The sequence below is a fragment of the Marinobacter excellens LAMA 842 genome, from assembly GCF_001574445.1.
In the GTDB taxonomy this organism is placed as follows: Bacteria; Pseudomonadota; Gammaproteobacteria; order Pseudomonadales; family Oleiphilaceae; genus Marinobacter; species Marinobacter shengliensis.
Genome location: NZ_LOCO01000004.1, coordinates 221,119 through 234,760, shown reverse-complemented (window position 1 = coordinate 234,760; position 13,642 = coordinate 221,119). Strand labels below are relative to the sequence as shown.

Below are 13,642 nucleotides of genomic sequence, written 5' to 3'. Positions count from 1 at the left end.
CGTTGAAGGCGAGGTTTTCGGCGAGTGCAGGAACACATAGTCGTGCTCACCGGCGCTGGTATCAGCGCTGAAAGCGGTCTCTCCACCTTCCGCGACAGCGGCGGCCTGTGGGAGCAACACAGCGTGTACGACGTGGCCACGCCGGAGGCCTTTGCCCGTAATCAGGAACTGGTGCTGCGTTTCTACAATGAGCGCCGGCACCAGCTGGAATCCGCTCAGCCCAATCCTGCCCATCGCCTGCTGGCCGAGCTGGAAAGCCGCTACCGCGTCACGGTGGTTACCCAGAACGTGGATGACCTGCACGAGCGGGGCGGCTCCACCAACGTGCTACACCTTCACGGCGAACTCACCAAGGCCCGCAGCTCTGGTTTCCCCGAGCTGATCTACGACATCGGCTACAAGGAAATTCACCCCGGCGATGTATGCGAACGCGGCACTCAGCTGCGGCCGCATATTGTCTGGTTCGGTGAGGAAGTGCCGATGCTGGATGCGGCGGCGGAAGTGGTCCGTACCGCTGACCGGCTGTTAATCGTGGGCACGTCCCTGCAGGTATACCCGGCTGCCGGCCTGGTTTATGAAGTGGATATTGATGTGCCCATCACGGTGATTGATCCCGGCGAGCCTGCCTCGGTTTCCAGGGCAAGGGTCATTCGCAAAAGTGCGAGTGACGGCTTGAGTGAGTGGGTCTCGACGTTGACCTAGCACCCATGTTTGGAGTGCTGCTATGGGGAGGGCTTTCCAAAACTGTGCGGAGCCATGGATGGCGGAGCCCAAGCGTCACAGGGATGTGCCGCAAGGAGCGTGTTTTGGAAAGCCCTCCCCATAGCAGCACTGCGCTCGGTAGTTGCCCCCCCCCGACAGGACTCTTGCCTCAACCACGGAGGTATTTCTCGAGTTCTGATCTAAAGGCCGCCTGTACGCCCAGCCTTTTTAACATCCAGTAGTGCCCTGCAATCATCCGGTCTATAAAGATGCTCTCCACGGGTGGCTTGAAGTAATCCAAGTACTTGAACACGGTGCTGGTTTTTGCCGCTACGTGCTTGTGGATGTCGGCCTCGGCAAAGTCGTAAGGCTCATCATTCAGGAACGGAGTGATCAGGATGTCCCGCCACATGGCGTAGTAGGCTTCGTCTACTGCTGGTTGGTTATCCACGCGGGCACCCAGGTCGATAAGGTATTGATCAAGTGCTTGGTAGTCTTCATCCAGAGCCGCGATCAAAGCTTTCCGGTACGCCTCCACGATTTCCGGCTTCAATTTTTTTACACAGCCAAAGTCATACATGATGATAGTGCCGTCCGGCCGGTAGGCGAAGTTGCCGGCGTGTGGGTCGCCGTGGATGCACTGGAAGCGGAACAACTGGTCGGCCATGATGGTGAAGATACGATGGCCGATGTCGTTGAGGGTTTCCTGGCTGTAGCGTTCCGGGGTCACCTGGCTGACGTGGTCGCCTTCAACCAGCTCCAGGGTCAGTACCCGCCGGGTGGAGTGGCTGTCGACCACCTCCGGAATAACAACCCAGGGCTGGTCTTTGTGGAATTCGTGAAAGAGCTTGAGATTGCGGGCTTCGTTTTCGTAGTCCAGTTCTTCCTTAAGGCGTTCACGAATTTCACCGAACAGCTGATCAACGGTCTCCTTGGGCATTTTCAGCAGGCCGCCCAGTTTCAGGGCCAGGCGTAGCTGTTTCAGGTCGGAGTCGCAGGATTCATCCACGCCGGGGTACTGCACCTTGACGATCACATCCGTGCCGTCGTGCAGCCGAGCACGATGTACCTGGCCGATGGAGGCGGAGGCGTACGGGGTTTCCTGCAGGTACTCGAACAGCTCGCCCACCGGTTTGCCCAGCTCGCTCTCGACCTGCGCGAGAATCACATCGAAAGGCATGGGTGGGGCTTCTTTCTGGAGTTTTTCCAGAGCCTGGGAAAACTCTTTGGGCAGGAAGTCCTGGGTCTGGGACGCAATTTGCCCCACCTTCATCACTGCACCCTTGAGTTCACCCAAGGTGTCGGCAATCTCGCCGGCCATACGGGTGTAACTTTCGCTACGAGCGCCTTCGTCGTCGACCGTGCGGAACATGCGCCGGGCCCTCTGGCCCGCGTACTGGCCCGCCACGGAGGCGGTCATGCCCGCGAGTTTGAAGAAGCGTCCTGTACGGGACGTAACTGGTTTCTTCGCCATGGTCCTGTCTGTTTCCCCTGAAACGCGTGGTTCGCCTGAATATGCGTTCAGGCGGGCAAATCAGACCACTGTTGTCTCCACAAACAGCACATCTTCCAGTTCCAGCGACAGGGTCTGGCCGGAGACCAGTGGCCCGACGCCTTTGGGAGTTCCGGTCAGCACCACGTCCCCGGGCTGCAGGGTGAACTGGCTGCTCATGTGGGCGATCAGCGGCACAATTGGGTTCAGCATATCACGGGTGTCGCCGGTCTGTTGGCGTTGTCCGTTTATGTCCAGAGTGAAACGGATGTTGCCTTTGGGAAGCTTGTCGGCAGCCACAAACGGGGAGAGCGGGCAGGCGCCGTCAAAGGCCTTGGCCCGCTCCCAGGGCTGGCCTTTCTCCTTGAGCTTGCTTTGTACATCCCGCAGCGTCAGGTCCAGCGCCAGGCCGTAGCCCAGAATGGCACCCTCGGCTTCGCTGGCAGAAGCGTTGGTGAGCGGCCGGCCGATGAGCACGGCCAGCTCGGTTTCGAAGTGGACTTCGCCATGATTGCGGGGGAAGTCCAGAGGGCGGGTGATGTGCACCGCTGCCGTTGAAGGTTTGATAAACAGCAGCGGCTCATCCGGCACCGGGTTATTCAGTTCCCGGGCGTGTTCGGCGTAGTTGCGACCAATACACACGACTTTGCCCAGGGGCAGATGAACCGGTGTGCCATCTTTCCAGTGATGCTGATAATCGGGCATGGTCGCCTCCTGTAACGGTAATTATTCTCCCTCGAACGAACACACAGTATAAACCTGCAGGCCTTCTTCCTGCAGCTTGCGCGAACCGCCCAGGTCCGGCAGGTCGATCATCGCCGCTACTTCCACGATCTCCGCACCGATGCGGCGGATGAGCCGGGTAGCGGCCAGCATGGTACCGCCGGTGGCGATCAGGTCGTCTACCAGTACCACTTTATCGCCCGGCTTGAAGGCGTCTTTGTGCAGCTCCACCGACGCGGTGCCATATTCCAGCTCGTAGTCTTCCACCAGGGTATCAAAGGGCAGCTTGCCTTTCTTGCGCACCAGCACCAGTGAGGCATTAAGCTCATAGGCGAGGGCTGAGCCGATGATAAAACCGCGGGCATCCACTGCTGCCACGGCATCGATGTGCTGTCCGTGGTAGCGGTGCACAAAGGCGTCAATCAGCTTGCGAAATGCGGTCTTGTCTTGCAGAACCGTGGTGATATCCCGGAAGGAAACCCCGGGCTTTGGCCAGTCCGGCACGGTGCGGATGGCTTTCTTTATACTCTCGGAAAAATAATCCATAACTCACCTGTGTGGACCCGGCTTACGCCAGATCCAGAAACATGAATTTCAGAACGAAGACAACGGCGATGGTGGTGACGCTCCAGTTCAGATCAGACCATTTGCCGGCCAGGGCCTTGACTGCCACGTAGGTGATAAAGCCGAGGGCAATACCATGGGCGATAGAAAACGTCAGCGGCATCATCAAGGCGGTGACGATGGCCGGTGCGATGTCGGTGATGTCGTCCCAGTCCACCAGTTTCAGACCGCTGGCCATCAGACAGGCAACGTAAAGCAACGCCGGGGCCGTTGCGTAAGGCGGGATAACGCTGGCAATGGGTGAGAACAGCAGGCAGGCCAGGAACAGCAGGGCGACCACGACGGCGGTCAGGCCGGTGCGGCCACCTGCCGCGATACCGGCGGTGGATTCCACATAGCTGGTGGTGGTGGATGTACCCAGTGCAGAGCCCGCCATGGTTGCTACCGAATCTGACATCAGGGCCCGGCCCAGGCGCGGCAGCTTGCCATCCTTATCCAGCAGGCCGCCTTTTTGGGCAGCGCCCACCAGGGTGCCGGAAGTATCGAACAGGTCCACAAACAGGAAGGCAAACACCACGCTGATCATGCCTACGTTCAGGGCGCCAGCCAGGTCTAGCTGCATAAAGGTGGGGGCAATGCTTGGTGGGGCCGACACAAGCCCCTGATACTCCACCATGCCCAGCATCATCGCGATCACGGTAATGGCGATAATGCCGATCATCACAGAACCGGTGATCTGACGGAAAGACAGCGCACAGATCAGCACAAAACCACCGAAGAAAAGCAGTGCCTCTGGCACCATGACGTCACCCAGGCTGACCAGCGTCGCGGGGTGATCCACTACAATGCCGGCGTTTTTCAGGGCAATCAGGGCCAGGAAGAAGCCAATGCCGGCAGAAATACCAAACCGCAAAGACATGGGAATGGAATTGATGATCCACTCCCGCACCTTGAAGATGCTCAGCAGGAAGAACAGAAAACCGGAGAGAAATACCGCGCCCAGGGCCACCTGCCAGGTGTACCCCATGCTGCCTACCACGGTGAACGAGAAGAACGCGTTCAGGCCCATGCCCGGGGCCAGTGCGATCGGGTAGTTGGCCCACAAGCCCATAATCAGGGTGCCGATCACTGCCGCCAGGCAGGTCGCAACAAATACCGCACCGAAATCCATGCCGGTGGAGGACAGTAGGCTGGGGTTGACCACGATGATGTACGCCATGGTCAGGAAGGTGGTAATGCCCGCTACCACTTCTTTACGAACATTGGTGCCGTGGGCCTGGAGTTGGAACAGTCGTTCAAGCATGACGGGGGTCTGCCTCTCGGGATGCCTGGGTTGGGGTTTGAAACTCTGTTTACGTGCGGAAATCGTGAACTGGGTGAAAAAACGGCAATCTTACCGGCTCACGGGTCTCAGGCCAAGGCCAGGGAATGATTGACCGTTCAGCCCGTGCTGTGATCTCGCTGTAGCCGGATATCGAAACGGACGGCCAGCATGCGTACGGTTACTATGAACAACAGGCCGATGGTCAGGGCGATAGACTCGCTTTCCAGTAACCACTGGCACACAAAGTACAGCCAGCATCCGGCGAATGCGATGGAGGCGTAGATCTGATCCTTACGAAAGATGAAGGGCACTTCGTTGCACAGAGTGTCGCGCAGTGCGCCGCCGAAGCAGCCCGTCATTACGCCGAGCATGGACGCGATAAACCAGGAGTGGCCCAGGTCCAGCGCCAACTGGGCGCCGAGAATCGAGAAAATGCCGAGGCCAATGGCATCCGGGAAAACAATACGGGATTCCTTGAGGCTGTGCGCCCGGCTCCAGTAACTGAATACAATCGCCATGGCCAGAATCAGGATAGGCTGCTCCTGGTGCTTGATCCAGTACAGCGGGTGGTTATCCATGATCAGATCCCGCAACGTGCCGCCACCCAGCGCAGTAATAAAACCGATGGCAAAAATGCCCACCGGGTCCATGTTCTTCGAACGAGCGACAATCATGCCGGAAATGGCAAATGCCACAACCCCAATCATTTCAAGTGTATAGATGATGTCGAACATGGCCGGCTCTGGGGCAGAAAGTGTACGTAAGCAAGGGTGATCAAACGGGAGTGCGAAGGATAGCCGAAAACGGGCTTGGATTCACCTGACGGCACCCCACCTGTGCCGAGAAATGATGAAGAACGGAGACAGGATACAGAATTACCTGAAGAGTGATCTGCCAGCCGCTGACATGGCGTATGTTCAACGACCCCTGTTTTCATTGATCCGGAGTACACCATAAATGCCGCTGATTCGCCTTGCCTACGCCAGTGAAGCAACCTTTGAAGCCAAACCTCTGGAGAAAGGGGTTGAGCCCCACGTTGCCCGTATTCTGCTTGTGTCTCGTCGGAACAACGGAAAAGTGGGCCTTGTGGGCGGGCTGTATTACGGTGACAACCGCTTTTTCCAATACCTGGAAGGCGAAGAAGAAGCCGTTCGGGACACTTACCAGAGAATTCTTCAGGACCCAAGGCATCGTAATGTCCGGACGTTGATCGAGGAGCCGGTGGCCGAGCGGTCGTTCACAAACTGGTCGATGAAGTACGTGCCGGCCTCTGCAGATGTTCAGGCATTTCTTCAGAAGCACCACTTGCCAGAGTTCAATCCATCCGCTTTTGACAGCACCCAGTGTGAAGAAATGATCGACCTGATCCGCCGCTCCAGTCAGGACCAGAAGCTGGTCAACTACGACGAGCCGGTCCGCAGTACGTCACCCGCCCCACAAACGCTGTCACCAGGCCTTAAAGCCGGGCTGGTTGTTGCTGCGGTGGGCCTGGTCGTGGCGCTGGCGGTCAGCGCGACTATGTTGTAGGGCTGAATCAGCGTGGTTTATACGAAACGATAAGCGATCTTGATTTGCTTCATGATGCAACTGCGTTTAGCTTGGTGCGATTCAATAAAAAAGCTGAACAAGACGCCGCTTGAGCCCGAACACTGCAGTTACGCTGATCGGCCCCAAGGTATCAGGAGAGATCATGAAAGCCATTCTGTGCAAAGAATACGGACCTGCCGAAAACCTGGTTATTGAAGACATCCCAAGCCCGGAGGCCAAGGGCCGGGGCGTGAAAATCCGGGTGAAGGCCGCGGGCCTCAACTTCCCGGATACCCTGATCATAGAGGGCAAATACCAACTGCAGCCACCCATGCCGTTTTCACCGGGCGGCGAGCTGGCGGGTGAAGTGCTCGAAGTGGGCGAGAAAGTGACCCACTTCAAGCCAGGTGACCGGGTGGCGGCCCTCACAGGCTGGGGTGCGTTTGCTGAAGAAGTGGTTGCCCCTGAATCCAATCTGTTGCCCCTACCAGACGGCATGCCTTACGAACAGGCGGCCGGTTTCATGATGGTGTATGGCACCTCCTATTATGCGCTGAAACAGCGGGCTAACATTCAGCCTGGCGAGACCTTGCTGGTGCTTGGCGCCACCGGTGGTGTTGGTCTGGCGACCGTTGAACTAGGCAAGGCCATGGGCGCAAAGGTAATCGCGGCGGCCAGCACAGCCGAAAAGCTGGAGGTGGCCAAGGCCGCCGGCGCTGATGAGCTGATCAACTACTCTGAAGAATCCCTGAAAGAAGCGGTGAAGAAGCTCACCAAAGGCAAGGGTGTGGACGTGATCTACGACCCGGTCGGCGGCGACTTCACCGAACAGGCCCTGCGTTCTATGGCCTGGAACGGCCGCCACTTGATCATCGGCTTTGCCGCAGGCGATATTCCAAAGGTACCGGCAAACCTGACGTTGCTGAAGGGCTGTTCGGTGGTCGGGGTGTTCTGGGGCAGCTTCACCCAGCGGGAGCCGGAGGCTAGTGCGAAGAACATGATGGAGCTGTTGCAGCTGTACAGCGAGGGCAAAATCGACCCGAAGGTCAGCGAGGTATTCGAATTCGACCAGTACGCCGAGGCTCTGGGTGCCCTGACCGGTCGCCGTGCCACGGGTAAGATTGTTCTTCGGGTTGGTTCCTGAACCTTGGTCTGAGCTGGTTTCCTAGCCTTCTGGTTCAGGTGTGCGCCGGGTTGGGGACGTCTTCCAAAAAAACGCTACGAGCACATCCATGTGCGCTTCGTTCGGGCCATCCCTGGCCCTCAAGATTTTTTGGAAGACGTCCCCAACCCGGCGTTCGAGCATCGAGGAATAGTCATCTGAATAATGACGCTGGTGAGTCCTGTTTTTGCTGACTATTGCCCCGAAATTCGAGGGTGAGAGTGGGGACTCCCTCCCAAAAATCTCGGAGGCCATGGATGGCCGGAGCGAAGCGCACATGGATGTGCTCGTAGCGTTTTTTGGGAGGGAGTCCCCACTCTCACCACCCCCGAAACCCGGCAGGCTAGGGCCGAACTAGACCCCACCACCAAAAGTCAGAACCGAACACCACCAGCATCGATATCGGCCACCAACTCCGGCGTAAGCTGCGTATACCCGGATGCGCCCGGCAGCCACGCATAAACTTCCTCATGGGGGCTGGACAGAGAGTAGCCAAGCTTCTGAATATCCACCTTCCGGTACTTGAACGTGCCCGTCTTCTCGATGGCGTGGGTTACCCGCACGAATACCGGTATCGCATACGGTGGCAAATTGTCCTGAAGGTAAGCAAATAGCTTGTCCGCATCAAAGGACGCCTCCGGATTCTGCGGCACCAGCGTCACCATGCCGGCTTTGCCATTGGTGTTCGGAATCTCCACGCCGTAGACAATCGCCTCCTGAACCATGCCGGAGCCGTCGATGATGTTTTCCACTTCGGTGGTGGAAACGTTCTCCCCTTTCCAGCGGAAGGTATCGCCCATGCGGTCGACAAACTGCAGGTGCCGGCAGCCGATTTCCTTCAGCACATCGCCGGTGTTGAACCAGGCATCGCCTTTTTTGAAGGCATCACGAAGGATCGATTTTTCCGTGGCCTCTTTTTGGGTGTAGCCCTCGAACGCCCACTTCTTGTTGATCTCGCCGATCAGCAAACCTGGCTGGCCTTTCTTCACTTCTTCCAGGCGGCCTTTGTCATTGCGGATCGGGTCACGGGTGCCTTCGTGGTACTTCACCAGCTTGTACGGGGCAGTGGAGAAACCCACGGTGTTGTCCATGTTGAAGAAGTTGCTGAAGCCGATGTTGCCCTCAGACGAGGCGTACAGCTCGGCCACTTTGTCGATGCCGAAGCGCTCCTTGAACTCAGTCCAGATAGACGGGCGCAGGCCATTGCCGATCATTTTGGTCAGGCCATGGTTGCGGTCCTGTGCGCTGGCGGGCTGGTTCAGCAGGTAGCGGCAGAGTTCGCCGACATAGCCGAAGGTGGTGGCGTTGTATTTTCGGACGTCGTCCCAGAACGCGCTGGCGGAGAACTTGCGGCGTAGGGCGATGGCGGAGCCTCCGGCCAGTACCGAACCCCAGCACACCAGCAGCGCGGTGCCGTGATACAGGGGCAGGGTGCAGTACAGGACGTCTTCTGGTTCCATGGCGAGGGACAGCATGCCAAAGCCGCCATAGGCCCGGATAAACTTGCGGTGTGAGCCAGGGGCGGCCTTGGGCAAGCCAGTGGTGCCGGAGGTGTACAGATAAACAGCCGTATCGCCCATGGTGACGTTGTTGGAGAGCATGGGGCGGGTGGACGACCGCTGGCTGACTTCGAGCGCCATGTTGGTGTAGCCCTGCGGTTCTTCACCAAACGTATTCAGGGTATTGGCATCGGCCAGGTACTGCAGAGGCTTGGTATGGCGTAGTTGGATCTCGTCGCGCACACCCTCGGCGTGGTCAACCAGCTCAGCGCCCACCACCAGCATACGAGGCTGGATCAGGTTGATGCTGTGGGCCAGGACCTTGCCCTTCTGTGAGGTATTCAGCATGGCGCAGGCCACGCCGACCTTGGCGGCGCCAACCACGGTGGCCAGCAGTTCCGGGCGGTTATCCAGAAGCACGGCAATGGCGTCGCCCTTCACCAGTCCTTGATCTTTCAGGTAATGGGCAATCCGGTTGCTCCAGGCGTCGAGCTCTGACCAGGTAATGGTGCGGTCATCAAACAGAATGGCCGGGCGTTGGGGGTATTTGTCGGCGTTGCGTTCAACCAGCCGGCCCAGCGTCAGGTCTTTGTTGTCGTCCTTCAGCCGGTAGTAATAAAGCCCCTTGGCCACATAGGGGAATTTTTTCAGGACCGTTGGCAGGCTGCGTAGGATGTCGCGCGCGGTTACGATGTCTTGGCTCATGTTGCTTCCGTTTCAGTCGTCATTGTCTTTATAGGTTTTGAACCGCGGAGCAACACAAAGAGCCCCGCGGCTAATCCAGGAACAGATCCGGCAGTAGCGGTTTGTCGCCCTGTGCGTACCGGTAGTGTTCAAAATCCTCTATGCCATCCTGACGAAGCACCTCTTCATCAATCAGCGCCTGCCCCGTCAGTTCCTCTGCCGTGCGGGAGAGAATGCTGATGGCCGCATCCGCCATGATCTCCGGTTTGCGGCCCTGGGCCATGAGTTGCGGCCCGCCCACTTCGTACTCGATGGCCGCCGTGGCGATCAGTGTTTTCGGCCACAGGCAGTTCACGGCGATGCCGTAGCGGCGGAATTCCTCGGCCATACCCATACTGAGCATGGTCATCCCATATTTTGTGGTGGTGTAGGGCCCGTATTGGGCAAACCACCGGGTGTTCAGGTTCAGTGGCGGCGACAGGCTCAGGATGTGGCCACCGGATTCCTTCAGCCAGGGCAGGGCAGCCTGGCTGCAAGTGAACACCGCCCGGGCATTGACCTGGTGCATCAGGTCGTAGCGGCTTACCTTCAGGTTTTCGACACCAGTCAGGCGGATGGCGCCCGCGTTGTTGACCAGTGCGTCGATGCCGCCGAAATGATTGGCGGCTTCTTCCATTCGTTGCCTTACCTGGCGTTCATCCCGCACGTCCAGCACCAGCGGCAGCGCCTGGCCGCCGGCGTTGCGGATTTCCTCCGCCACGGTGTGGATGGTGCCCGGTAGTTTCGCATGCGGTGTATCAGTCTTGGCGCCAATCACCACATTGGCGCCTTCCCGGGCGCAGGCCAGGGCGATGGCGCGGCCGATGCCCCGGCTGCCGCCGGTGATGAACACGGTGCGTTGATGGAGTCGGCTCATGCGTCGGCCTCCTCGTTAGCTTCTACCTGAACCAGCAGTTGGCCCCGTTTAACCTGATCACCCTGCCGGGCGAGCAATTGGCCGATGGTGCCGCTGCGATCGGCTTTCACCGGGTGCTCCATTTTCATGGCTTCCAGGATTACCAGAGTCTGGCCCTGTTCAACCTGATCCCCTTCGGCCACCAACACATCAATGATGCCGCCGTCCATGCTGGCCTGTACCTTGCCACTGCCGGCGCCTTGGGCACCCTGTGCCGGCTGGTGGGTGATGTCCCGAACTGACCAGGAGCGCCCGAATGCCTGCAAATATAGGGAATCTCCGCTCCGGTAGTATTGGCACCGCTGACGAACCCCGTTGTCGATAATGCATAGCAGGCCAGGTTCATGGCTTTGCAGCTGCAGCTCGTAATGTTCTTCGCCGTGGGATACTTGCAGTGTGTGGCCGCTGTGGCGGACCAGCAGTCCCAGGCTGTCATCTTGAGTTTCCAGCTTCATGGGCATGACCGTAGCCGGGGCGTTGCTCCAGCCCTCCTGACCTGTGCCGCTTAAGCTGAGAACGCAGGCGCTCAGGGCCAGTTCACGGATGGTGAGCGGCTGGGGCGCCAGGGATGGATCATCCTTGAACGCCTGTTGCAGGAACGCGGTGGTGGCTTCACCGGCACCGAAGGTGTCGTCGGCAATAATGCGACTGAGGAAGTGCCGGTTGGTGGTCACACCAAATACGGCGGTATCTTCCAGGGCCCGGATCAGCCGGCGGCGAGCTTCGTCCCGGTTCTGGCCCCAGGCAATGACTTTCGCCAGCATGGGGTCGTAATGGGGGCTGACCACATCGCCGGAGCGCACGCCGGTGTCGTAGCGCAATCCTTTCCCTTCGGCCGGGGTAAATTGATGCAGGGTGCCGGTTTGTGGAGTAAAGCCGTTGGCCGGGTCTTCGGCGTACAGGCGCACCTCGATGGCATGGCCGTTGAGTTCAATCTCGTCCTGGGCCAGCGGCAGGGGCCGGCCTTCGGCGACCATCAGTTGCCAGGCCACCAGGTCCTGACCAGTGATCAGTTCGGTGACCGGGTGTTCCACCTGCAGGCGGGTGTTCATTTCCAGGAAGTAGAAGTTGCGGTCTTTGTCGACCAGGAATTCCACGGTGCCGGCGCCTTCGTAACCGCAGGCCAGGGCGGCTTTGACGGCCGCTTCGCCCATGGCTTTGCGCAACTCAGGGGTAACAAAGGGTGAGGGCGCTTCTTCAACCACTTTCTGGTGCCGGCGCTGCACGGAGCAATCCCGTTCACCCAGGTACACGGCGTTGCCGTGGCGATCGGCAAAGACCTGGATTTCCACGTGGCGGGGTTCGATAACGGCTTTTTCGATGATCAGTTCGTCGTCGCCGAAGGCTTGCTTGGCTTCTGAGCGGGCCCGCTTGATGTTGTCGGCCAGCTCACTTTCACTCTCGACCAGGCGCATGCCCCGGCCTCCGCCGCCTGCGGAAGCTTTGAGCATGAGGGGGTAGCCAATGTCTTTGGCAGCGGTGATGAGCTCGTCGTCGCTGGCGTTGTTGCCCTCGTATCCGGGAACCACCGGTACGCCGGCTTCCTGCATGGCGATTTTTGAGCGGCGTTTGCTGCCCATGAGTTCGATGGCGTTTTCGGGCGGGCCTACGAAGGTGAGGTCGGCCTGTTTGATGGCTTTGGCGAAGCCGGCGTTTTCCGATAGGAAGCCGTAGCCGGGGTGGATGCAGTCGGCGCCGGTTTTGGCGGCGGCATCGAGGATGGCGTCGGCGTTCAGGTAGGAGGCGGCCACTTGTGCCGGGCCTATGCAGACGGCTTCGTCGGCTTGTTCAACGTGCAGGGCGTTGGCGTCGGCTTCGGAGTAGACGGCAACGGTTCGGTAGCCCAGCGCCTTGGCTGTCTGGATGACCCGGACGGCGATTTCGCCGCGGTTAGCGATGAGTAGTTTTTTTAGCATTTGTATGTCACCTGTCTTGAAACGCGCCTGCGTGTTTGGGTGCTCATGCGCACCGCTGGCGGGGAGGGCCTCCGGAAAAACGCTCCTTGCGGCACATCCATGTGGCGCTTGGGCTCCGCCATCCATGGCTCCGCACATTTTCCGGAGGCCCTCCCCGCCAGCGGCGCTTCCGCTGACTTTGTTCTTGCCTGCAGGATGATTTACTAAAGGTCTGCGGCTTCTGGTTGTTAATTAGCTGTTGTTGCTGGCCCAATCTGGTTCGCGCTTTTGCATGAACGCCATGGTACCTTCCATCCCCTCTGGCCCCCGGATGGCCGCGGCGAATTTCTCCGCGGCGTCATCCAGTAGGCCGGCCATGGCTTCATGGCCCACCCGGTGCAGCAGGGCTTTGGTTTCTGCCGTGGCATTTGGGGCGCAAAGGCGAACGCGTTCCAGTGCCTGGTTCAGCATGTCGTTTAGTTGTACTTCGGATTCTGCAACCTGGTGAACGATGCCGAGTGCGCAGGCTTCTGCTGCGTCGATTCTCAATCCCAACAGGGCCAGACGACGGGCCTGGGTCAGGCCGATGCGTTCTACTACGAACGGGGCGATCTGGGCCGGGATGACGCCGAGGGTGGTTTCCGGCATGCCGAATTTGGCAGTCGGGCCGGCGATGGCGAGGTCGGAGACGCAGGCCAGGCCGAAGCCGCCGCCCATGACGGCGCCTTCGGTGATGGCGATGACGACTTTGGCGGATTCGTTGACCTGCTGGATCATCTGGCCGAAGGCGCGGTTGAGTTTGTAGAACGGGTCGTCGCGGCCTTCGCCGGCTTTCTGGCCCCGGGCGCCGGCCATGTCTTTGATGTCGCCGCCGGCGCAGAAGTGTCCCCCGGCCCCGCGGATGACGACGGCGCGGATGCTGTCGTCATGTTCGACTTCGCTGAACACGGTGGACAGTTCCGCGACCATGTGGAGGCTCATGGCGTTGCGGACGTCGGGTCTGTTAATCGTAATGAGCAGCGTCGGGCCCTGTTTTTCAAGTATCAGGGTTTCGCATTGTGGTAGTTGGTATTCCATATAGGACTCCACGTAAAACGTTTGGGGCCATGAGGCGG

The 13,642-nt window shown here is 59.1% G+C and carries 12 protein-coding genes; 3 read left to right on the top strand and 9 right to left on the bottom strand.

The genetic code is table 11. From position 1 onward, the window contains the following. Positions 1-24 precede the first annotated feature (24 nt). Positions 25-702, top strand: a complete 678-nt coding sequence (locus tag J122_RS05935) for an SIR2 family NAD-dependent protein deacylase (RefSeq protein ID WP_061331619.1) — start codon at positions 25-27, stop codon at positions 700-702. A 169-nt stretch (positions 703-871) separates the two neighbouring features. On the opposite strand, the gene J122_RS05930 is transcribed toward J122_RS05935, so the two are convergent. The 5 genes from J122_RS05930 to J122_RS05910 all read right to left on the bottom strand — a co-directional run bounded on the left by J122_RS05930 (position 872) and on the right by J122_RS05910 (position 5,539). After that, on the bottom strand, positions 872-2,176 hold the full coding sequence (locus J122_RS05930) for an ABC1 kinase family protein (protein WP_061331618.1): 1,305 nt from the start codon (positions 2,174-2,176) through the stop codon (positions 872-874). A gap of 60 nt (positions 2,177-2,236) precedes the next feature. Next, on the bottom strand, positions 2,237-2,899 hold the full coding sequence (locus J122_RS05925) for a fumarylacetoacetate hydrolase family protein (RefSeq protein WP_061331617.1): 663 nt from the start codon (positions 2,897-2,899) through the stop codon (positions 2,237-2,239). A gap of 21 nt (positions 2,900-2,920) precedes the next feature. Then, positions 2,921-3,463, bottom strand: coding sequence for an adenine phosphoribosyltransferase (locus tag J122_RS05920; RefSeq protein WP_044384149.1), 543 nt, complete (start codon positions 3,461-3,463; stop codon positions 2,921-2,923). Between the two features lie 22 nt (positions 3,464-3,485). After that, positions 3,486-4,784: an NCS2 family permease gene (locus J122_RS05915; RefSeq protein WP_061331616.1), complete on the bottom strand. Its 1,299-nt coding sequence runs from the start codon at positions 4,782-4,784 to the stop codon at positions 3,486-3,488. Between the two features lie 137 nt (positions 4,785-4,921). Then, positions 4,922-5,539: a trimeric intracellular cation channel family protein gene (locus J122_RS05910; RefSeq protein ID WP_061331615.1), complete on the bottom strand. Its 618-nt coding sequence runs from the start codon at positions 5,537-5,539 to the stop codon at positions 4,922-4,924. Positions 5,540-5,762: 223 nt separating this feature from the next. Here J122_RS05910 and J122_RS05905 point away from each other — a divergent pair, with 223 nt between their 5' ends. Both J122_RS05905 and J122_RS05900 read left to right on the top strand, forming a co-directional pair. Further along, entirely contained in the window at positions 5,763-6,332 is a 570-nt protein-coding gene (locus J122_RS05905; protein ID WP_061331614.1) for a BLUF domain-containing protein, read from the top strand. 163 nt (positions 6,333-6,495) lie between these two features. After that, entirely contained in the window at positions 6,496-7,476 is a 981-nt protein-coding gene (locus J122_RS05900) for an NADPH:quinone oxidoreductase family protein (RefSeq protein ID WP_061331613.1), read from the top strand. A gap of 392 nt (positions 7,477-7,868) precedes the next feature. On the opposite strand, the gene J122_RS05895 is transcribed toward J122_RS05900, so the two are convergent. From J122_RS05895 to J122_RS05880, 4 genes are all read right to left on the bottom strand, one after another. After that, positions 7,869-9,698 (bottom strand): long-chain-acyl-CoA synthetase, encoded by a 1,830-nt coding sequence (locus J122_RS05895; protein ID WP_061331612.1) that lies wholly within the window; start codon positions 9,696-9,698, stop codon positions 7,869-7,871. Between the two features lie 70 nt (positions 9,699-9,768). Further along, complete coding sequence (locus tag J122_RS05890; protein WP_061331611.1) at positions 9,769-10,593, bottom strand: SDR family oxidoreductase; 825 nt, start codon at positions 10,591-10,593, stop codon at positions 9,769-9,771. Beyond that, positions 10,590-12,548: an acetyl/propionyl/methylcrotonyl-CoA carboxylase subunit alpha gene (locus J122_RS05885; RefSeq protein WP_061331610.1), complete on the bottom strand. Its 1,959-nt coding sequence runs from the start codon at positions 12,546-12,548 to the stop codon at positions 10,590-10,592. Before J122_RS05885 ends, J122_RS05890 begins: the two co-directional genes overlap by 4 nt. A 231-nt stretch (positions 12,549-12,779) precedes the next feature. After that, positions 12,780-13,604, bottom strand: coding sequence for an enoyl-CoA hydratase/isomerase family protein (locus tag J122_RS05880; protein WP_061331609.1), 825 nt, complete (start codon positions 13,602-13,604; stop codon positions 12,780-12,782). Positions 13,605-13,642: the final 38 nt, after the last annotated feature.

Excerpts from the sequence above, each read along its gene's own strand:
- J122_RS05930 (WP_061331618.1), bottom strand. The coding sequence starts at position 2,176 with ATGGCGAAGAAACCAGTTACGTCCCGTACAGGACGCTTCTTCAAACTC.
- J122_RS05925 (WP_061331617.1), bottom strand. The coding sequence starts at position 2,899 with ATGCCCGATTATCAGCATCACTGGAAAGATGGCACACCGGTTCATCTG.
- J122_RS05920 (WP_044384149.1), bottom strand. The coding sequence starts at position 3,463 with ATGGATTATTTTTCCGAGAGTATAAAGAAAGCCATCCGCACCGTGCCG.
- J122_RS05915 (WP_061331616.1), bottom strand. The coding sequence starts at position 4,784 with ATGCTTGAACGACTGTTCCAACTCCAGGCCCACGGCACCAATGTTCGT.
- J122_RS05910 (WP_061331615.1), bottom strand. The coding sequence starts at position 5,539 with ATGTTCGACATCATCTATACACTTGAAATGATTGGGGTTGTGGCATTT.
- J122_RS05905 (WP_061331614.1), top strand. The coding sequence starts at position 5,763 with ATGCCGCTGATTCGCCTTGCCTACGCCAGTGAAGCAACCTTTGAAGCC.
- J122_RS05900 (WP_061331613.1), top strand. The coding sequence starts at position 6,496 with ATGAAAGCCATTCTGTGCAAAGAATACGGACCTGCCGAAAACCTGGTT.
- J122_RS05895 (WP_061331612.1), bottom strand. The coding sequence starts at position 9,698 with ATGAGCCAAGACATCGTAACCGCGCGCGACATCCTACGCAGCCTGCCA.
- J122_RS05890 (WP_061331611.1), bottom strand. The coding sequence starts at position 10,593 with ATGAGCCGACTCCATCAACGCACCGTGTTCATCACCGGCGGCAGCCGG.
- J122_RS05885 (WP_061331610.1), bottom strand. The coding sequence starts at position 12,548 with ATGCTAAAAAAACTACTCATCGCTAACCGCGGCGAAATCGCCGTCCGG.
- J122_RS05880 (WP_061331609.1), bottom strand. The coding sequence starts at position 13,604 with ATGGAATACCAACTACCACAATGCGAAACCCTGATACTTGAAAAACAG.